Below are 20,265 nucleotides of genomic sequence, written 5' to 3' on the forward strand. Positions count from 1 at the left end.
CGCCCGCCGAGCGTGAGCTCGGCGGGCGTTCCTGATGCGGTGCGGACTACGCGGTGGCGATGTCCTCGACGAGCTGGTCGCCGGGGGCGGCGTCGTCGAACGCGGCCTCGATCTCAGCGCGGTCGAGCAGTTCGGTCATCCGGCGGCGACGGGCCTTGGGGATGATCGTGACGACGCGACCGATCTTGCCGGCACGACCGGTGCGGCCGGCACGGTGCAGGTACGTCTTGTACTCGTCCGGGGCGTCGGCCTGCACGACGAGCGTGATGTCGTCGACGTGGATGCCGCGGGCGGCGACGTCGGTGGCGACGAGCACGTTGACCCGACCCGAGGTGAGCTTCTCCAGGTTGCGCGTGCGGCGCGCCTGGTTGAGGTCGCCGTGGAGCGAGACGGCGGGGATGCCCGCCATGCCGAGCTGCTCCGCGAGACGCTCGGCGTAGGCCCGGGTGCGGGCGAACACGAGGGTCTTCTCGGTGCGGTTGACGAGCTCCTCGATGAGGCGGTCCTTGCCCTTGTGCTCCACCACCAGCACGCGGTGATCGATCGTGGAGGACGCCTGGTCCTCACCGGCGACCTCGTGCACCGACGGGTTCGGGAGGAACTCGTTGACGAGGGCTGCGACACCCTTGTCGAGGGTGGCGGAGAAGAGGAGCTTCTGGCCATCGGGCGCGGTGCGACGCAGGATGCGCTGCACGGGCTCGAGGAAGCCGAGGTCGCACATGTGGTCGGCCTCGTCGAGGACGGTCACCGTGACCTGCGAGAGGTCGAGGCGACCCTGCTCGATGAGGTCCTCGATGCGACCGGGCGTGCCGACGATGATGTCGACGCCGCGCTGCAGTGCGCCGACCTGGCGACCCTGCGGGACACCGCCGTAGATCTGGGTGGTGAAGAGGCCGACGGCGCGCGCGATGGGCTGCACGGTGCGGTCGATCTGCAGGGCGAGCTCACGCGTCGGGGCGAGGATGAGGGCGCGGGGCTTGCGACCCGGCTTGCGGTTCTTGCCGCCACCGTTCTCCATGAGCTTCTCGACGAGCGGGGCACCGAAGGCGATGGTCTTGCCGGAGCCGGTGCGGCCACGGCCGAGCACGTCGCGGCCCGCGATGACGTCCGGAATGGTCGCCGCCTGGATCGGGAACGGGCTGTCGGCGCCGAGCTCGGCCAGTGCACGGACGATGTTGCCGCCGAGGCCGAGGCTCTCGAAGGTCACACCCTCGACGTCGCCGGCCTGGATCGCGTCGGCCTCGAGGCGCTCGAGCACCACATCGTCCTGGGGCGTGTAGGAGCCGGCATCGCGCTTCGGGTAGTAGTCGCTGCCACGGCCGGCGTCGGACGCGCCGCGGTCGTCGAACGAGCGCTTCGGGCGGTCGTCGAACGAGCGCTTCGGGCGGTCGTCGAAGGACCGCTTGGGGCGGTCGTCGAACGAACGCGCCGGGCGCTCCTCGAAGGAACGCTTCGGACGGTCGTCGTAGGAACGCGCGGGGCGGTCGGTGCGGTTCGCCTGACGCGGGTCACCCTGACGGGCCGGGCGGTCACCGTAGGAGGGACGCTCGGTGCGGTCACCGTAGGAGGGACGCTCGGACCGCTCGCCACGGTTGTACGCGGGACGCTCGGTGCGGTCACCGTACGAGGGACGCTCCGTGCGCTCACCCCGGTTGTAGGCCGGGCGCTCGTTGCGGTCGCCACCACGGTTGTACGCGGGACGGTCGTTCCGGTCGCCGTACGAGGGACGCTCGGACCGCTCGCCACGGTTGTACGCCGGACGCTCGGTGCGGTCGCCACCACGGTTCGAGGCCGGGCGGTCGTTCCGGTCGCCGTACGAGGGACGCTCGGACCGCTCACCACGGTTGTACGCAGGACGCTCGTTCCGGTCACCGTAGGAGGGACGCTCGGACCGCTCACCACGGTTGTACGCAGGACGCTCGTTCCGGTCACCGTAGGAGGGACGCTCGGACCGCTCGCCACGGTTGTAGGACGGGCGCTCGTTCCGGTCGCCACCGCGGTTGTACGCAGGACGCTCGTTCCGGTCACCGTAGGACGGACGCTCAGTCCTCTCGCCACGGTTGTAGGCGGGGCGCTCGTTGCGGTCGCCACCACGGTTGTACGCAGGGCGCTCGTTGCGGTCGCCACCACGGTTGTACGCGGGACGCTCGTTCCGGTCGCCACCACGGCTGTACGCGGGACGCTCGTTCCGGTCGCCACCACGGTTGTACGCAGGACGCTCGTTGCGGTCGCCGCGGGGTGCGCGGTCGCCGCGCTCCTCCGACTCGAAGCGGGCGGCGCGCTCGGCACGCTCGTCTGCGTTCCAGCGAGACTTCTGCGGCGCTCCACCGGCGTCGGGACGGTAGCCGCGGTGGCCTTCGCTCTTGCTGCCGGACTTCGCGCCGGGGCGTGAGCCGAAGGGCCGCTTGTTCTCGCCGTACTTGGACTTGGGGTCGAAGTTCTTGGCCGGGCGTTTGCCGGCGGGGGTGTTGTTCTTGGGCATGGAGAAGTGCTTTCCGGGTTATAACTCGTTCGCATGAACAACCTGCATGACTCACACAGCGCCATCCGAAACCTCGGCTGCGCTGCGGCATGCTCATACCCGGGCGATCACTGGCCGGGGCCGTCCACATCATGTGTGTGTTCGCGGAGTTCTCTCCGACGAAACCGGCCCACCAGACTGACATAACCCTCCGCGGTACAAACGCGGTGTCTAGAGCCGACTCACCTACGTTACCCGATCCACCCTGAGAAGTCACGGAGCATCACTCCCAGGGAGGGGGACGGCGGCGTGGCAGCATGGGTGCATGCCCAGCCCCATCGAGGATTACGCCCTCATCGGTGATTGCCACACCGCCGCGCTCGTGTCGTCGGAGGGCAGCATCGACTGGCTGTGCCTCCCCCGGTTCGACTCGCCGTCGATGTTCGGTGCACTGCTCGGCACCGAGGACCACGGCTGTTGGACGGTCCGGCCCGCCGACGCTCGGGCGACGGCGAGCCGCGCCTACCTCGACGACACCTTCGTCCTCGAGACCGTCTGGACGACCCCCGACGGCCAGGTGCGCGTGACCGACCTCATGCCCCACGGCGACCGCCGGGCGGATGTGGTCCGCCGGGTCGAGGGGCTCAGCGGCACCGTCGCGGTCGAGGTCGAGGTTCGCCTCCGCTTCGGGTACGCCGACGCGATCCCGTGGGTGCGGCAGCTCCCGGACGGATCCGGGATCGTCGCGGTCGCCGGCCCCGACGCCGTCGTGGTCCGCGGCGTGCACCTGACGGCCTCCGATCACGCCCACTCGGCGACTGTCGAGGTCTCTGCGGGCGACACGGTCGACCTCACCCTCACCTGGTACCCCTCGCACCGCGAGGTGCCGGACCCGGTCGACGTCGGCCCGCGCATCGACCACACGATCGCCTGGTGGCGCGACTGGGCGTCCCGCTGCGATCCCGCCGACGAGTACGAGGAGGCGGTCGTGCGGTCGCTACTCGTCCTCCGTGCCCTCACGCATGAGGACACCGGGGGCATCGTCGCCGCCGCGACCACGAGCCTGCCGGAGTCGTTCGGGGGCGTCCGCAACTGGGACTACCGCTACGTCTGGCTGCGCGACGCCTCGCTGACCCTCGAAGCCCTCATGCAGCACGGCTTCACCGAGGAGGCGCACGACTGGCGCAGGTGGCTCCTCCGGGCGATCGCCGGTGATCCGAACGACCTGCAGATCATGTACGGCCTCGCCGGCGAACGCCACCTCGTGGAGGAGGAGCTCGACAGCCTCCCCGGCTACCTCGGCGCCGCCCCCGTGCGCGTCGGCAACGGCGCCTACACGCAGTACCAGGGCGACGTCTTCGGGTCCGTGATGATCGCCCTCGACGAGGCGCGCTCGGTCGGTCTCCCGGACGACGACTTCTCGTGGAGTCTCCAGCGCGCGCTGCTCGGCGTCCTCGAGGAGCACTGGAACCGTCCCGACCGCGGCATCTGGGAGGTGCGGGGCGACGAGCAGCACTTCACCCACTCGCGCGCCATGATCTGGGCGGCGCTCGACCGCGGTGTCCGCGCGGTCCGCGAGCACGGCCTGGACGGGCCCGTCGAACGCTGGGAGGCCCTCCGCGAGACCCTCCGCGAGACGATCGAGCGCGAGAACGTCGACCATGCACGCGGGTGCTACGTCCAGCACGCCGGGACGACCGAGGTCGACGCGTCGCTGCTCGTCCTCGCGCAGATCGGCTACGTGGCGCCCGACGACCCGCGCATGCTCGCGACGGTGGCCGCCATCGAGGAGGACCTCCTCCAGGACGGTCTGCTCCTGCGCTACCGCACCACGAGCGGGGTCGACGGTCTGCCGGGCGACGAGCACCCGTTCCTCGCGTGCTCGTTCTGGCTCGTGCAGCAGTACGCGGCCTCGGGCCGACTCGACGACGCCCGCGAGCTGATGGACCGGCTGCTGTCCTTCCGCAACGACCTGGGCCTGCTGTCCGAGGAGTACGACGTGCAGCAGGCGCGGCAGGTCGGCAACACCCCGCAGGCGCTCTCGCACCTCACCCTCGTCCGAGCCGCCGACGCCATCGCCGCAGCCACCCCCTCCAGCCCGCGAACTGTCACCAAACGCTAGTCACAGGCCCCGGAACGAGCCTCAAGTGACAGTTCGCGGGCAGGTGGAGGGACGTCAGCGGGTGAAGCGGGCCTCGCGCTCGTCGGAGGCGGCGAGCGCGATGCGCGTACGGAAGTTCTGCGAGACCTGCTCGGGCAGGGCGTCGAGCGGGAACCACCGCGCCTCGGAGTTCTCGCCGTCCGCCGGATAGGGCTCGCCCGACTCATAGCGGCATCGGAACACGAGGTCGATGTACTGCGTGATGTCGCCGTTGTCGTAGACGTTCTGCGGGAGCACCTGCACCTGGGCGAGACGCTCGGCGACCGCGACCACGGCAGCCTCCTCGAGGACCTCGCGCTCCGCCGCCACCGCGGGCTCCTCACCCGGGTCGATGATGCCCGTGACCGGCGTCCACGCCCCGTTGTCCTGGCGCCGGACGAGCAGGACCTCGGCCTCGGGTGTCCCGAGACCGCGCAGGACCACCGCGGTCACCCCCGTCAACCAGAGGGGCGCGTGCCCGATCCGCTCGCGGAGGGCCAGTACGAAGTCAGGAGTCGCCATGCCTCGACTCTACGGGGGCGGCACCGGGACACGAGATCGAAACACGAGTGCGGTCTACTGGGCGTATGGAACACGATCCCATCACCGTCTCGATCGAGCGACGCGTCAACCCGGCGTCGATCTCCGAGGCCACCATCTGGGTCCAGGCGGGCATCAACCTGGCGAACCGGTACCCCGGCTTCCTCGGCTCCGGCTGGGTGCGCGCGGGTGCCGAGAGCGACGTCTGGTACATGCTGTACCGCTTCGCGGACGAACAGACGCTGACCGACTGGGAGGAGTCGAAGGAACGCGCCTGGTGGCTGTCGAGCGGCCGCGAGTTCATGGAGCAGTCCCGCGTCGAGCGGCGCAGCGGGATCGAAGGGTGGTTCGACGCACCGGACGGCATCCTCCGCGTCGAGGAGGCCGAGCTCTCCGGCGACCCGGATCCGATCCCGCCCGCGCCGCCGCGCTGGAAGCAGGCGGTGAGCATCTGGTTGGGCTTCTTCCCGCTCAACCTCGTCTTCACCCTCCTCGTCACGGCGCTCGTGCCCGGTTGGGAACCGCTCGGCGTGTTCCTCCATGTGCTCATCTCGACGCTCATCCTGACGCCGATCATGACCTACTGGCTCCTGCCACTCGTCACGAGGCTGCTGCGGCCCTGGTTGACGGCTCCGCGACGAAGCGGGCGCACCGCAGCCTGATCCGGCGCACTCGGACGGCGCTGCGACCTCAGGCGTCCTCCGCCTTGGTCTGCTCTCGGAACTGGCTCGGGCTGAGACCGGTGTGCGCGACGACCGCTCGACGGAGGTGCGCCTGGGAGTGGTAGCCGCAGCGGGCCGCGACCTCGGCGATCGACAGGCCCCGGTGGTCGGGGTCCGAGAGGAGGGCGAGCGCGAGCTGCACCCGCCGCTCGGCGATCTCGCCGGCGGCGCTCGTGCCCGAGCCTTCGAACACCCGTTGCAGGGACCTGGTCGACATGTTGAAGCGACGCGCCAGCGTCTCCGGTCGCAGCTCCCGCTCGGCGAAGGACGCGGCGATGTGCTCGATGATCCGGAGCCGGAGCGGAACCCGGCCGGCCTCACCCTCGGCCCGGAAGAGGTCGTTCTCCGCGTAGAGCGTCGCGAGCATCGTGTCGATCACGCGGCAGAGTCTGAGCTGTGCGGCGCCGCCGATCGGTTCGAACGCGGAGATGACCTCCACGAGGAACGCGGCGCTCCCCCGCAACAGGGGCGACGGCGCCAAGGGGCCGAGGGCGCTCGTCGGGGCGATGCCGAGGCGGCGGAGCGCACGCATCGGCACGAACACGTACAGATAGGTCGCGTGGTCGTGGATCGTCGTCCGGTACGTCTCGGCGCCCTCCGTGAGCGTTCCGGTCCCGGGGAGCAGGTCGAGTTGCTGTCGTCCGTGGACCAGGCTGGCCGCACCCTCGATGAGCATCACGATCGTCGCGACCGGCTCATCGAGCCCGTAGGCGTCGGCGAGGACGTCGAACGTCCCGGGCCCGACCGTGTTGCGATGGAGGACGTACTCGCCGAGCACGACCGAGTCGACGGTCATCGAGAACCGGTCGGGGTCCACGTCCACGAATCGCAGCGCGCCCGACGCCTCCTGCATCCCGGTCGCACCCTCGAACCGTCGTGTGGTCACGCGGCCGCGCGCAGGGAACCGACCGGATAGGCCATCATCAGGTGCGGGCATCATCGGACCCTTCGAAGAGTTCATCCACCCTCGCACAGGGTTCCGTCCGAATCGAGGGGTTGCCAGCCGCATCGCACGGTGGTCGGCGATACTGGACTGATGATCTCCGCTGACCTCGCCCGAGCGCTCCGCACCGCCGGCCTGCGCTGGACCCCCGAACCCGGCGACCGCTTCACCATCGACGGCGGCGAGCTCGCCGGCGACGTGTTCACGGTGAGCGAGATGACCGTCGAGGTGCACGAGCACCCGGGTGGCCGCAGCTTCGGCTTCAACGGCACGACCGAGTGGGCGTTGGACTCCGTCGATCAGGAGGAGACGCTCTGGCTGCCGTCGGAACACCAGCTGCGTGCCCTACTGCGCGGCTCGTTCCGGTCGCTCGAACGCGCGGTGTCCCCGGCTGCGCCGACCGACGGCGAGCCGACGCTCGACGACGAACTCGACGTCCTCCTGTCGTTGGGCGACGCCGAGGCGTACACCGTCGTGGTCGAGCTCGGCGGCGAACTGCGACGGTTCAGCGCCGCGACGGCGCCCGACGCGTACGCGACCGCGCTGCTCGAGCTCATCCTGCGCTCGGTCGCCTGACCACGGTTCCGGAGCCGCCGCGCCGCCCGCCCGCTCCGCCGCGCGCTCAGCGACCCCGGATCCGGCGCGACAGCTCGGCCGCCGCCGGATGGATCTCGCGCGCCAACCACGCCGGATCGAGCCCGGCATCGGCGTCGTAGGTGACCGCGATCGCCGCCGCCGGCCACCCCGTGTGGTCGCGGACGACCACCCCGACACTCGCGAGGCCGAGCGTCACCCCGCCTGCCTCGCGCGCATAGCCGTCCTGGGTCGTCTGTGCCAGGACCTGTCGGAGCTCCCGGTACCGCTTCGGCCCGTGGCCGGTGCGGTCGACGAACGCCGCCTGGTCGGGGAACAGGGCGCGCAGCTGGCCTGCCGGGAGCGCGGCGAGGATCGCGCAGCCGCTGGCGGTCAGGTGAGCAGGGAGGCGCACACCGACGTCGGTGACGAGGTGCGGCCGACGCGGGGCCCGCTCGTCCACGATGTACAGCACGTCACGACCGTGCAGCACGGCGAGATGTGCGCTCTCGCCCACCCGGTCGACCAGCTCGGCGAGCAACGGGCGCCCGAGCATGCTGAGCGGCTCCTGGCGCGCGTAACCACCGGAGAGTTCGAAGGCGGCGACCCCGAGCCCGTAGCGCCGGGCTTCGGGCAGGTGGACCACGAAGCCGTGCTCCTGCAGCACGCTGAGGAGGTGGTAGACCGTCGATCTCGGCAGGTCGAGCGCCGAGGCGATCGCCGCGGCCGGAAGCGGGCCGCGGGCGCCGGCGAGATGGCTCAGCACGCGCAAGGTGGCGTCGGCTGCCGGGACCTGACTCATCGTTGACCTCGTCTCCGCGGCTCGAACACGGCCGCCTGGTCGTCCATGTCTGTCATCCCAGACACGGACGACTCTACGCGCACCGCCGCGGTGGGCGCCCGGGTGTTCCATCGGAATATGGACATCCAGCCCGGCGCGACCCCGACCACTAGCGACCCGACGAGCTCCGGTCGCCCGCATCCCGAGCCCGCCGAACCGGCCTCGGTCGTCCTGGGCACAGGACCGCTGTCGATCGACGAGGTCGTCGCCGTCGCCCGACACGGCGCACGGATCGACCTCGACGACGAGGCCCTCGACGGTGTCGCCGCATCCCGTCGGATCATCGAGGCGCTCGCCTCCGACCCCGAGCCCCACTACGGGATCTCGACCGGGTTCGGTGCGCTCGCGACCACGTTCATCGAGCCGACGCGCCGCGCGCAGCTGCAGGCGAGTCTCGTCCGCTCGCACGCCGCCGGCAGCGGCGAGGTCGTCGAGCGGGAGGTCGTGCGTTCCCTGATGGCGCTGCGCCTCTCGACGCTCATGACGGGCCGCACCGGGGTGCGGGTGGAGACGGTCCGCGCCTACGCGGCGATGCTGAATGCCGGTATCACCCCGGTCGTGCGCGAGTACGGCTCGCTCGGCTGCTCCGGCGACCTCGCGCCCCTCGCACACTGCGCGCTGGCGGTGATGGGCGAGGGCGAGGTGACCGACGCGTCCGGTCGCACGCGCTCCGCGGCGGAGGCCCTCGCGGACGCCGGCCTCCAGCCGGTACCGCTCGCCGAGAAGGAGGGGCTCGCGCTCATCAACGGCACCGACGGCATGCTGGGGATGCTCGCGCTCGCCGTGGACGACCTGCGCATGCTCCTGCGCACCGCCGACGTCGCCGCGGCGATGAGCGTCGAGGGCCTGCTCGGCACGGACGCCGTGTTCGCCGCCGACCTGCAGGCCCTGCGCCCGCAGTCGGGTCAGGCCGAGAGCGCCGCGAACCTGCGGTTGCTGCTCGACGGCTCCCCGATCGTCGCGAGCCACCGGGGCCCTGAGTGCACCCGGGTGCAGGACGCCTACTCACTGCGCTGTGCCCCGCAGGTGCACGGTGCCGCCAGGGACACCGTCGACCACGCCGCGACGGTCGCCGAGCGGGAGCTCGCGAGTGCCGTCGACAACCCGGTCCTCACGCCGGACGGACGCGTCGAGTCGAACGGGAACTTCCACGGCGCCCCGGTCGCCTACGTGCTCGACTTCCTCGCGATCGCCGTCGCCGATGTCGCGTCCATGTCGGAGCGCCGCACCGACCGTTTCCTGGACCGGAGCCGGAGCAACGGCCTCCCGCCGTTCCTCGCACACGAGGTCGGTGTCGACTCGGGCCTCATGATCGCCCAGTACACGGCGGCCGGCATCGTGAGCGAGCTGAAACGCCTGGCGCACCCGGCGTCCGTCGACTCGATCCCGTCCTCCGCGATGCAGGAGGACCACGTCTCGATGGGCTGGGCGGCGGCGCGGAAGCTCCGTCGGGCGATCGACGGTCTCACCCGGGTGCTGGCGATCGAGGTCATGACGGCAGCCCGTGGCCTCGACCTGCGCGGCCCGCTCGAGCCGGCCGTCGGCACCGGGGCGGTACTCCGCCGGGTGCGTGAGCAGGTCACGGGTCCCGGTCCCGACCGGTTCCTCTCCCCCGAGATCGAGGCGGTCACCGCGCTGGTGCAGTCGGGCGAGGTCCTGCGGGCGGTCACCGGCGCGGTCGGCGATCTCCGCTGAGTCGGGCGTCACACGACGAAGCCCTCGGGCGCCGGTGACGGCCATCCCGAGGGCTTCGTGTCGAACGGCTCGAGCCGCAGCTCAGCGACCGAGCGGCAGGTGGTCGATCACGGCCACTGCGCGCGGCGACGCTTCGGTCGTTCGGTGCCCGAAGACGGCTCGGTCCCGGGTGCCGTGTCGGCATCGGGCTTCGGCTCAGCGTCAGGCGTCGGCGCAGTGTCGCTCGTCGGGCTGGAGTCAGCAGGGAGCTCGGACTCCGCCGCCGGCTCAGCCTCTCCGACCGGCTCCGTCTCCAGGACCGGCTCAGGCTCGGCGACCGGCTCAGGCTGCACCGCCGGGGCGGCGTGCTCGCCGGAATGCACGACCTCGTCCGCAGGGGCTTCGGAGACCGCGTCGGGAAGGGTGATCGCCTCGGTGCGCGGCAGCTCGTCACCCGTCGCCACATGCGCCCCGTGCACCTCGTGGGCTTCGTGCACCTCGTGCGCGGCGGGCCGCGTCATCGGTCGATCCGCCGCCGGCTCACTCGGCGCAGCGACCGGCGGCTCGGGTGCCGCATCCGAGTCCGTGGGAGCCGCATCGGCAGGATCGGCGTCGGCACCAACCGAATCGATCGGGGCCTCCTCCGCCGGTTCCGCGTCAGCAGGAGCGGCGCCATCTGGAGCCGCGTCCACCGGAGTCACGTCCACAGAGTCCGACGGAACGGATGCATCAGGCGCGCTCGGCGCGGGTGCAGCGCTTCCGCCACCGGCGCCGACGAGGACCGGCTCCTCCGCGGGGACCGTCGCGGCCCGAGGCCCCTCGATCGCGGCGACCGTGCGCGCCGTCGGCTTCGGCTCGGCCGCGGCACGCCGCTGCTCGCGACGTTCCCGGAACCCCTCGACGAGGTTGTAGAGGGACGGCAGGACGACGAGCGTCAGCACGGTGGAGGAGACGAGCCCGCCGATGACGATGATCGCGAGCGGCTGGGAGATGAAGCCGCCGTGCCCGGTGACACCGAGTGCCATGGGGGTGAGCGCGAAGATCGTCGCGAGCGCCGTCATGAGGATCGGGCGGAGCCTGCGCGCGGCGCCGTGCTCGACGGCCTCGATGACCGTCATGCCGCGTCGCCGGTACTGGTTCACGAGGTCGACCAGCACGATCGCGTTCGTCACGACGATACCGATGAGCATCAGCACGCCGATGAGCGACGGGACGCCGAGCGGCACACCGGTGATGATCTGGAGCCCGATCGCGCCGGTCGCGGCGAACGGCACCGACACGAGCAGCAGGAGCGGCTGCCGCAGCGAACGGAACGTCGCGACCATGATGACGTACACGATGAGGATCGCCGCGAGGAGCGCGAGGCCCAGCTGTCCGAACGCGTCGCTCTGCGATGCCGTGACACCTCCGAGGGTCGCCGTGGTGCCGGCGGGCAGCTTGACGTCGTCGATCGCCGTCTGCACCTCGGCGCTGGCGGTACCGAGGTTGTCGCTGCCCGGCGTCGCGCTGATCGTGGCCGAGCGCAGCCCCTTGACGGTCGAGATCGTCGCGGGTCCGTCGACCTGCGAGACCGTCGCGAGGGCGTCGAGGCGTCGCGGACCGGTGGCGGTCGGGACCTCCGTCGCAGCGAGGGCGTCGACGGTGGTCGGCGGGTCCTGGGCGTCGACGTAGATGGTGAGCGTGGTGTCGTCGATGACGATGGAGCCCACCGTCGTCGGCTGCATGAGCTGCGAGACGTACGCCCCGAGCGCGACCTCGCTGAACCCTGCAGCGGCAGCGGCGTCGCGGTCGACGGCCACCTGGACGTAGGGTCGCGATTCGCTGAGGTTGCTCGTGACCTGGTCGATGCCGTCGAGGCCGGTGACGGCCTGCTGGATGGCGTCGGCGGCCGTCGCGAGATCGCTCTGCCGGGCTGAGGTGATGTCGATCTCGATGTCGCTCGACCCGCCGAAGCCCGCGGACGCGGCGACCTCGATCTCGCCGACGTCGTCGAGCCCGGACAGGTCCTTGCGGACCGTCTTCTGGAGTGCCGTCTGGTCGGCGTCTTCGCTCGTCGTGATCGAGTAGGTGATGGCTCCGCCACCGCCGCCCGAGAACGCGTCGCGCAAGGAGCTTCCGCTCGACCCGATCGAGAGCTGGACGGTGTCGATGCCGTCGATGTCGCGCAGCTTCGTCTCGACCTGCTTCGCCGCCGCGTCCTGAGCGTCGAGGCTCGTGCCGACCGGCAGGGTCTGCGTGACCGTGAGGGTGTTCTGGCCGGAGTCACCGAGGAAGTTGGTCTTCATGAACGGCGTGAGCGCAAAGGTGCCGACGAGCACGAGCACCGACAGCAGCAGCGTGGTGACCGAATGCTTGAGAGTCCAGTGGATGATCGGGAGGTACGCCTTCTGGAGCCGTGACGGCTTCTCGAGGTCGTCTTCGTCCTGCACGCTGACCCGGCGCTCGCGGCGGCTCCGGACCGGTCCGGTCGTCGCGTCGGACGGCGCTTCCTCCGCTGCGGCTGCAGCTGCGAGCCGCTGCGCCTTCGGAGCCCGCAGGAACCAGTAGGCGAGCACCGGCACGATGGTGAGCGCGACGAGGAGCGACGCGAGCAGCGCGATCGTGACGGTGAGGGCGAAGGGGCGGAACAGCTCGCCGGTGACGTCGCCGACGAAGGCGATGGGCAGGAACACGGCCACGGTCGTGACGGTCGACGCGGTGATGGCTCCGGCGACCTCCTGGACGGCGCTCAGGATCGATCCGGCGCGCTGCGCGCCCGTGCGGTTGTCGCCGAACGAGAGGTGTCGCTTGATGTTCTCGATCACGACGATGGAGTCGTCGACCACGCGCCCGATGGCGATCGTCAGCGCGCCTAGCGTGAGGATGTTGAGCGAATACTCGGCGACCTGGAGGCCGATGAAGGTGATGAGCACGGACGTCGGGATGGAGATGGCGGTCACGATCGTCGCGCGGACGTCGAGCAGGAAGATGAGGATGATGAGGACCGCGAAGACGAGGCCGAGTAGCCCCTCCGTCGTCAGCGACTCGATCGACTGCTCGATGTAGGGCGCCTGATCGAACACGACGGTGAGCTTGGCGTCGGAGCCGATCGTGCGCTCGAGCTCGGGCAGGAGGTCGCGCACGCCCTGCGAGACCTCGACGGTGTTCGCCGCGGGCAGCTTCGTGACGGCGATGGTGAGCGCCGGCTCGCCGTCGACGCGCGAGATCGACGTGATCGGGTCGTCGCTCAGGGCGACCGTCGCGACGTCGCCGATGGTCAGGACGGAGCCGTCGGCGGCGAAGGCGCCCGTGATCGGCAGGGCGGCGATGTCGGCGACCGAGGTGAGCTTCGTGCCCGTCTGCACGGAGAACGTCTTGTCGCCTTCGGTGATGTCGCCCGCGGGCTGCAGGGAGCCGTTCTGCTGCAGTGTCGTACCGATGACCCGGCTGGTCTGCCCCGCCACGGCCAGTTTGGCGTCGTCGGGGGTGATCGTGACCCGCTTGCCCACCTCGCCGACGATCGCCGCGTCGCGGACGCCGTCGACGTCCTTGATGTCGGGGACCACGGAGCTGGAGAGCACCTCGGCCAGGGAGTCCTGGTCGGCCGCACCGGACACGGCGATCTGGATCACGGGGAGGTCGTCGATGCTGCCGCTGACCACCTGCGGGTCGACGGTGTCGGGCAGGGTCGATTTGATGCGGTTGATCGCCTGGGTGATCTTCTGCTCGGCGGTCGCGAGGTCCGTGCCGTAGGTGAAGGTCGCGCTGATGAGGCTCGTGTTCGTGCTCGACGTCGCCGAGGTGGACTCGATACCGGGCACGCCCTGGATCGCGGTCTCGATCGGGGTCGAGACGTCGTCGTTGACGACCTCGGGTGCCGCCCCCGGGTAGCTCGTGATGATCGCGAGCTGCGGGAACTGGACCGACGGGATGAGCTCCTGCTCGAGGCCGCCCACCGCCAGGACGCCGAACACGGCTGCCACGATGGTGACGAGCGCGATCAACGCGCGGTTCTTCATGCTGAGGACGGAGAGCAGGTGCACGGAGCCGCTTTCGGTTGTTGCGAGAGGTGCGGACGCTGTAATTATGTCACCGCACACCCGTCCGACGGCGGTCTCGCGCGGAGGCTGGACACGGCACGCACAAGCACTGCGTGTGGAGCGGTGTCACACTCGTCGGCGGCGACCTCAGACGACGTCTTCGAGGTAGTCCAGGGCCGGCACGTGCCCGAACATCGCGGAGTGCCACGTCTGCGTCAGCAGCTCGACCGCCTGCTCCGTCTGGGCCCACGGATAGCTGATCGGGATGCGCAGGTAACGCTCGAACGCACCGTCGATCCCGAACCGCGGCCCGGCGACGATCACGAGCCCGTGGCTCCGCGCCGCGAGCGAGAGCTGCGATGACGCGGCCTCGCCGAGGTTCACCCAGGTGGCGATCCCGCCATCGACCCGCGGCACGGTCCACTCGGGGAGGCGGTCGGCCAGGAGGTCGACGAGCCGGTCGCGGGTCTCGCCGAGCGCGACACCGCGCCGGGCGACGATGCCGTCCATCGCCGGCATCAACTGCTGGACGGTCAGCTGGTCGAGGATCGGGGTGCCGAGGTCGCCCAGCGAGCGTGCCGAGACGAGCTTCCTGATCGTGCCGCGCTCGGCCCGGATCCACCCGATGCGGAGCCCGCCCCAGATCGTCTTGCCCACCGAACCGATCGTGATGATCGACGCCGGCGCACCCTCGAGAGCAGCGAACGGCGTGCCGTCGAGCCCCTGGTCCGTCGGCCGGTCGATGTCGAGTTCCGCCGTGGTCTCGTCGATCACGAGCACCGTCCCGTGCCGCTCGGCGGCTGCGGCGACCCGTCGGCGGGTCTCGAGCGGCATCGACGCCCCGGTCGGGTTGTGGAAGTCCGGCATGAGGTACGCCATCGCGGGGCTCGTGCGCTCGAACCACTGCTCGAGTTCGCGGACGTCCCAGCCGGTCTCCGAGGAGACGGTCGCCGCGCCGAGCCTGGCCCCGGCCGCCCGGAGTGCCTCGTAGGCGTGGGGATAGCTCGGCATCTCGACGAGGACGCGGTCGCCTCGGCTGAGGAGGGTGCGCGCGATGAGGGCGATCGCGTGCTGAGCCCCCACGGTCACCATGATCTCGTCGGGGTCGGTGGGCAGCCCGCGCGCGGTGTAGCGGTCGGCGATGGCCTGCCGCAGCTCGGGCATGCCGACGAGATCGTAGTCGAAGTCGTGCATGTACCGCGGCAGTTCTGCGGCGGCGGTGGCGACGGCGTCGATGATCTCGGGGCACGGCGGGACGGCGGCCTTGCTGAAATCGAGGAACCCGCCCTGTGGCACGGGAGCCAGCGCAGTGGGCGCCGACGGCAGGAGGGTGACACTGCCAGAACCGCGGATGCTGCGGAGGTAGCCCGCCTCGCGCAGTTCGCGGTACGCCGCGGTGACCGTGGTGCGGCTCAGCGCGAGCCGATCGGCCAGTTCCCGCTCGGCCGGCAGACGGGTACCGACCGGGATGCGTCCGTCGAGGACGAGGAGTCGGATTCGGTCGGCGAGACCGCGGTATGCGGGCGCAGCGGTCTTCCACTGCCCGAGCAGGGCGGCGAGCGATCGGGCACTCAGGGTGATGGAAGCCATTGAACCACGATACCCAGATTGGCCTCTAGCGCCAAAGCCAATCGTGCAATTGGATTGTCCACCATGACCCGTCGTGTGCTCCAACTCCTCATCGGCCTCTTCCTGTACGGCATCGCCATCGCGATGATCGTGCGCGGTGCCGTCGGGGTCGCCCCCTGGGACGTCCTCACTCAGGGACTCAACCTGCGGACCGGCCTGAGCTTCGGACTCATCACGATCATCGTCGGCGGGCTCGTGCTCCTCGCCTGGATCCCGCTCAAGCAGCGGCCGGGTGTCGGCACCGTCCTGAACGTCCTCCTCGTGGGGCCATCGGCCGACATCGGGCTGGCGTTCATCCCCGCGGACCTCGACCTCTGGGCGCGCATCCTGCTGTTCGCCGGCGGACTGCTCCTCCTCGGCGTCGCCTCCGGCCTCTACATCGGCGGCAACTTCGGCCCCGGCCCGCGGGACGGCCTCATGACCGGCATCCACCGTGTCACCGGGTGGCCGATCTGGGTCGGGCGCACGGGCGTGGAGCTCGTCGTCCTCGGCATCGGGTGGCTGCTCGGCGGGAACGTCGGCATCGGAACAGTGGTCTTCGCCGTGCTCATCGGCCCGATCTGCGGCTACACGATCCCGTTGTTCCGGATCGCTCCGCGTACGGAACACTCGACCACCGCCGTGGACGAGGCGGTGCTGGAGGGCGACACCCCGCCGTCGAAGCCGATCGTCGACTCACCGGCCAACTGAGCACCCTTCGACAGGCTCAGGGTCCGGGAGCGACAGGCTGAGGGACCGGGTTCTCCGGTCCCTGAGCCTGTCGAAGGGCCTGCTGCTCAGCGCTTCGCCACCGCGACTGCGCCCGTGTGGTCGTCGACGCTCATCGTCGCCTCGTCGAACCGCGAGCGACCGGAGAGGACCTCGCCGACCTGCACCCGGTCGACCTCCTTCACCCACGTGCCGATGATGATCGTGGCGACCGCGTTGCCGGTGAAGTTCGTGAGCGCACGCGCCTCCGACATGAAGCGGTCGATGCCGACGATGAGGCCGACCCCGTCGACGAGGTCGGGTCGGTTGGCCTGCAGGCCGCCGGCGAGGGTCGCGAGACCAGCGCCGGTGACGCCCGCGGCGCCCTTCGACGCGATGATCATGAACACGAGGAGCGAGATCTGCTCCCCGAGGTTCATCGGGACACCCATGACGTCGGCGATGAAGATCGACGCCATGGTGAGGTAGATCGCGGTGCCGTCGAGGTTGAAGGAGTAGCCCGTCGGGACGGTGATGCCGACGACCGGCTTGGAGACACCGAGGTGCTCCATCTTCGCGATGAGTCGCGGGAGCGCCGCCTCGGAGGAGGAGGTGCCGACGATGAGGAGGTACTCACGGCCGAGGTACTTCATGAGCTTGAAGATGTTGAAGCCCGTGGCGAGGCGCAAGACCCCGCCGAGCACGACGACGATGAACAACGCGCAGGTGATGTAGAACGCGATCATGAGGGTGGCCAGCCCGACGAGCGCGCTCGCTCCGGCGGACCCGGTCACGGCGGCGATCGCGCCGAAGGCGCCGATGGGTGCGATCCACATGATCATCGCGAGCACCCGGAACACGAGCGCCTGGATGAGCTTGATGCCGCGCAGGATCGGTTCACCCGTCGTCCCCATCTTCTGCAGCCCGAAGCCGACGAGCAGGGCGACGAAGAGGACCTGCAGGATGTTGCCGCCGGTCAGCGAGGACACGAGCGTCGTGGGGATGATGCCGAGGATGAACTCGGTCGTGCTCTTGGCCTCCCCCTCCACCTGGTAGCTCGTCTCGGCGAGGTTCAAGCCGGCGCCCGGCTGGATGAGGTTGCCGACGACGAGGCCGATCGCGAGGGCGAAGGTCGACATCACGATGAAGTACAGCAGCGCGAGCCCGCCGACCTTGCCGACGGTCGCGGCCTTCGCGATCGACCCGACGCCGATCACGATGGTGCAGAAGATGACCGGGGCGATCATCATCTTGATCAGCGCCACGAAGGCGTCGCCGATGGGTTTGAGTCCCTTCGCGAACTCCGGGGCGGCGAGGCCGACGACGATGCCGGCGAGCACCGCGACGATCACCGCGAGGTAGAGGTAGTGGGTCTTGTCCAGCCGTTTCAGGGAGGAGAGCGTCATTGCCATTCCGGATCCGTTTCGTCGGCCGCGTCAGTGCGGCAGCGGGTGGTCGATCGCCCCATGCTGCGACCACCCCGCCGGATCGAGCGGGTTGTGGTCGTAGTGACCGCTTGTGGTCGTACTGGTCGCGGTCGGCGACGCCTGAGGCCGTCGTCACCACCGATACTTGAGGGGTCGACGCGACGGAGCAGACGGAGGTGACGCGATGGCCGGTCGGTCCAGGAGCATCGCCTCGCGGCTCTTCCTCGTGCAGCTCGTCGCGGTCGTCGCGATGACGCTCGTCGCCGGCGTCCTGCTCTGGTTCCAGGCCCGCACCGAGACCGAGGACCGCGCGGTCGCGAAGTGCCTCGACGTCGCGAACGGCGTCGCGGACAACCCCTACGTCGTCGCGCAGCTCGGCTCGGATCGCCCGTCGGACGCGCTCCAGCCCTACGCCGAGGCGCTCATGCGCGACACCGGCGTCGACTTCGTGACGATCATGGCTCCGGATCGCACCCGGTACACGCACCGCGAGCGCGACCAGATCGGCAAGCCGTTCATCGGCACGATCGGACCGGCGCTCGAGGGACGGACCTTCACCGAGACGTACACGGGCACGCTCGGCCCCTCGGTCCGCGCCGTCGCACCCATCCGTGACGACGCCGGCGAGGTCGTCGCCCTCGTCGCCGCGGGCGTCACGGTCAGCAACGTGTCCGAGACCTTCGAGACCCGGGTGCCGTGGTTGCTCGGGACGGCCCTGCTCGTGCTCGTCATCGGCGCGATCGGCTCCTGGACGCTCCGCCGCTACCTCGCACGGGTCACCGGTTCGCGCGGACCGGAGGACCTCGCCAGGATGTTCGACTACTACGAATCGGTGCTCCACTCCGTACGCGAGGGGCTCGTCCTCGTGGACCGCCACCACCGTCTCGTGCTCGTCAACGACCAGGCGGCCGAACTGCTCGGCCTTCCCCTCGGCGAGCGTTCCCCGGGTGCGGCGCCGGTCGACGAGCTGCCGATCGACGCGGGGCTACGGGAGCTCCTCGCGAGCGGACGCCAAGCCGTCGACGAGATCCACCTCACACGCGACCACGTGCTCGTCGTGAACCAGGAGTCGGCGGTCGGTCCGGGCGAGACGGCAGGCCCGCACCCGCGTGGGTGGGTGATGACGCTGCGCGACCACACCGAGATCGAACACCTGAGCGGCGAGCTGGCCTCGATGCGGACGATGAGCGACGCCCTGCGCTCGCAGACCCACGAGTTCGCGAACCGGCTGCACACGATCGTCTCGCTCATCGAACTCGACCGGCGGGAGGAGGCGCTCGACCTCGCGGCGCAGGGACTCGGAGCGAGTCAGCGGTTGACCGACCGCGTGCTCGCGGCGGAACAGGAGCCGGTGATCTCGGCGCTCCTGCTCGGCAAGACGGCCCAGGCCGCGGAGCAGGGGGTCGAGCTGCACCTCGAGAGCGACCCGACGCTCGGACGGGTGCGCGTCGACCCTGCGGTGATCGTCACCATCCTCGGCAACCTCATCGACAACGCGATCGATGCGGCCACCGGCGAACGGCCCTGGGTGGAGGTCTACCTCGGTCAGGGACTCCCCGACGCATCGGCAGCCGGGCGGTCCGCCGACGCCGGCGCGGAAGCCACGGAACTCGTGATCCAGGTGACCGACAGTGGACCCGGATTGGCACCGTCCGACCTCGACCTCGCGTTCGCGCGGGGCTGGTCCACGAAGGAACCGGGTCGGTACGGTCGCGGCTTCGGGCTCGCCCTGGTCCAGCAGGCCGTGACGCGACTCGGTGGGACGATCGAGGTCGTCCAGGAGCCGTCCTCGGCGTTCGTCGTGACGCTGCCGGCCGCGGTCGGGGTCCGGGACGGGGCGGACGCATGAGCGAGCGGATCCGAGTCCTCGTCGTCGAGGACGAACCGATCGCCCAGCAGGCCCACGCGTCCTACCTGCGCCGCGTGGAGGGCTTCGAACTGGCCGGGGTGGCGGGCGATGCGGCCACCGCGATGCAGGCGCTGCGGGCCACCGCGGCCCATCGCTCCCCCGACGACCGGATCGACCTGGTCCTGCTCGACCTGAACCTGCCGGATGCGCACGGACTCGAACTCTGCCGACGGATCCGGACCGCCGGCATCGACGTCGACGTCATCGCCATCACCGCTGCGCGCGACCTCCGGATCGTCCGAGCGGCGGTCTCGGCCGGCATCGTGCAGTACCTCATCAAGCCGTTCGCATTCCCGGCGTTCGCCGACAAGCTCGAGACGTACCGCACCTTCCGGCAGACCATGACGGCGGAGGGAGCCCTCGCCAGCCAGCACGAGGTGGACCTCACGCTCGCCACCCTGCGAGCGCCGTCCTCCCGTCCGCAGCTGGCGAAGGGACTCTCGGAGGACACCCTCCGCCTGGTCTCGGACCTCCTCCGGCAGGCAGCCGGACCGCTCTCCGCGAGCGAGGCGGCAGCCGCCGGGTCCCTGTCGCGGGTGACGGCCAGGCGCTACCTCGAGTACCTCGCCGAGACGGGCGCCGTCGAGCGCTCACCGCGCTACGGCACTCCCGGACGACCGGAGCTCGAGTACCGCTGGCGCTGAGCGGACGTCGCTCTCCACCGCCCCGGCCCCTGAGCCGCCCCTGCCTCCAGTCCCCG

The 20,265-nt window shown here is 70.5% G+C and carries 14 protein-coding genes; 7 read left to right on the forward strand and 7 right to left on the reverse strand.

Annotated features, from left to right (window positions below; translation table 11 throughout):
• Positions 1 to 46: 46 nt before the first annotated feature.
• Entirely contained in the window at positions 47 to 2,482 is a 2,436-nt protein-coding gene (locus tag ACZZZB_RS05870) for a DEAD/DEAH box helicase (RefSeq protein ID WP_463529185.1), read from the reverse strand.
• Positions 2,483 to 2,726: 244 nt separating this feature from the next.
• On the opposite strand from ACZZZB_RS05870, the gene ACZZZB_RS05875 reads away from it, so the two are divergent.
• Complete coding sequence (locus ACZZZB_RS05875; protein WP_463530547.1) at positions 2,727 to 4,583, forward strand: glycoside hydrolase family 15 protein; 1,857 nt, start codon at positions 2,727 to 2,729, stop codon at positions 4,581 to 4,583.
• Between the two features lie 54 nt (positions 4,584 to 4,637).
• On the opposite strand, the gene ACZZZB_RS05880 is transcribed toward ACZZZB_RS05875, so the two are convergent.
• Entirely contained in the window at positions 4,638 to 5,123 is a 486-nt protein-coding gene (locus ACZZZB_RS05880) for an NUDIX hydrolase (protein ID WP_071262396.1), read from the reverse strand.
• Positions 5,124 to 5,188: 65 nt separating this feature from the next.
• Between ACZZZB_RS05880 and ACZZZB_RS05885 the strand changes: the two genes are divergently transcribed.
• Positions 5,189 to 5,803: a putative antibiotic biosynthesis monooxygenase gene (locus ACZZZB_RS05885; RefSeq protein WP_137242301.1), complete on the forward strand. Its 615-nt coding sequence runs from the start codon at positions 5,189 to 5,191 to the stop codon at positions 5,801 to 5,803.
• A 28-nt stretch (positions 5,804 to 5,831) separates the two neighbouring features.
• On the opposite strand, the gene ACZZZB_RS05890 is transcribed toward ACZZZB_RS05885, so the two are convergent.
• Positions 5,832 to 6,749: an AraC family transcriptional regulator gene (locus ACZZZB_RS05890; RefSeq protein WP_159877742.1), complete on the reverse strand. Its 918-nt coding sequence runs from the start codon at positions 6,747 to 6,749 to the stop codon at positions 5,832 to 5,834.
• 150 nt (positions 6,750 to 6,899) lie between these two features.
• On the opposite strand from ACZZZB_RS05890, the gene ACZZZB_RS05895 reads away from it, so the two are divergent.
• Positions 6,900 to 7,382, forward strand: a complete 483-nt coding sequence (locus tag ACZZZB_RS05895) for a hypothetical protein (protein ID WP_064294230.1) — start codon at positions 6,900 to 6,902, stop codon at positions 7,380 to 7,382.
• A 46-nt stretch (positions 7,383 to 7,428) separates the two neighbouring features.
• Here the strand turns inward: ACZZZB_RS05895 and ACZZZB_RS05900 are convergent, their stop codons facing one another.
• A complete protein-coding gene (locus tag ACZZZB_RS05900; RefSeq protein WP_079705092.1) occupies positions 7,429 to 8,181 on the reverse strand; it encodes an IclR family transcriptional regulator in 753 nt (250 codons plus the stop codon).
• 117 nt (positions 8,182 to 8,298) lie between these two features.
• Between ACZZZB_RS05900 and hutH the strand changes: the two genes are divergently transcribed.
• A complete protein-coding gene (hutH, locus tag ACZZZB_RS05905; protein WP_463529186.1) occupies positions 8,299 to 9,915 on the forward strand; it encodes a histidine ammonia-lyase in 1,617 nt (538 codons plus the stop codon).
• 107 nt (positions 9,916 to 10,022) lie between these two features.
• On the opposite strand, the gene ACZZZB_RS05910 is transcribed toward hutH, so the two are convergent.
• Positions 10,023 to 13,916: an efflux RND transporter permease subunit gene (locus ACZZZB_RS05910; protein ID WP_463529187.1), complete on the reverse strand. Its 3,894-nt coding sequence runs from the start codon at positions 13,914 to 13,916 to the stop codon at positions 10,023 to 10,025.
• Between the two features lie 144 nt (positions 13,917 to 14,060).
• Entirely contained in the window at positions 14,061 to 15,503 is a 1,443-nt protein-coding gene (yczR, locus tag ACZZZB_RS05915) for a MocR-like transcription factor YczR (protein ID WP_121291631.1), read from the reverse strand.
• Between the two features lie 63 nt (positions 15,504 to 15,566).
• Between yczR and yczE the strand changes: the two genes are divergently transcribed.
• Entirely contained in the window at positions 15,567 to 16,232 is a 666-nt protein-coding gene (gene yczE / locus ACZZZB_RS05920; RefSeq protein ID WP_064294226.1) for a membrane protein YczE, read from the forward strand.
• 86 nt (positions 16,233 to 16,318) lie between these two features.
• Here the strand turns inward: yczE and ACZZZB_RS05925 are convergent, their stop codons facing one another.
• Positions 16,319 to 17,641, reverse strand: coding sequence for a cation:dicarboxylate symporter family transporter (locus ACZZZB_RS05925; RefSeq protein WP_071262402.1), 1,323 nt, complete (start codon positions 17,639 to 17,641; stop codon positions 16,319 to 16,321).
• Positions 17,642 to 17,840: 199 nt separating this feature from the next.
• On the opposite strand from ACZZZB_RS05925, the gene ACZZZB_RS05930 reads away from it, so the two are divergent.
• A complete protein-coding gene (locus ACZZZB_RS05930) occupies positions 17,841 to 19,505 on the forward strand; it encodes an ATP-binding protein (RefSeq protein WP_463529188.1) in 1,665 nt (554 codons plus the stop codon).
• Positions 19,502 to 20,209, forward strand: coding sequence for a response regulator (locus ACZZZB_RS05935; RefSeq protein ID WP_463529189.1), 708 nt, complete (start codon positions 19,502 to 19,504; stop codon positions 20,207 to 20,209). The genes ACZZZB_RS05930 and ACZZZB_RS05935 overlap by 4 nt, the downstream gene beginning before the upstream one ends.
• Positions 20,210 to 20,265: the final 56 nt, after the last annotated feature.

This window comes from Plantibacter sp. AC185 (assembly GCF_979258065.1).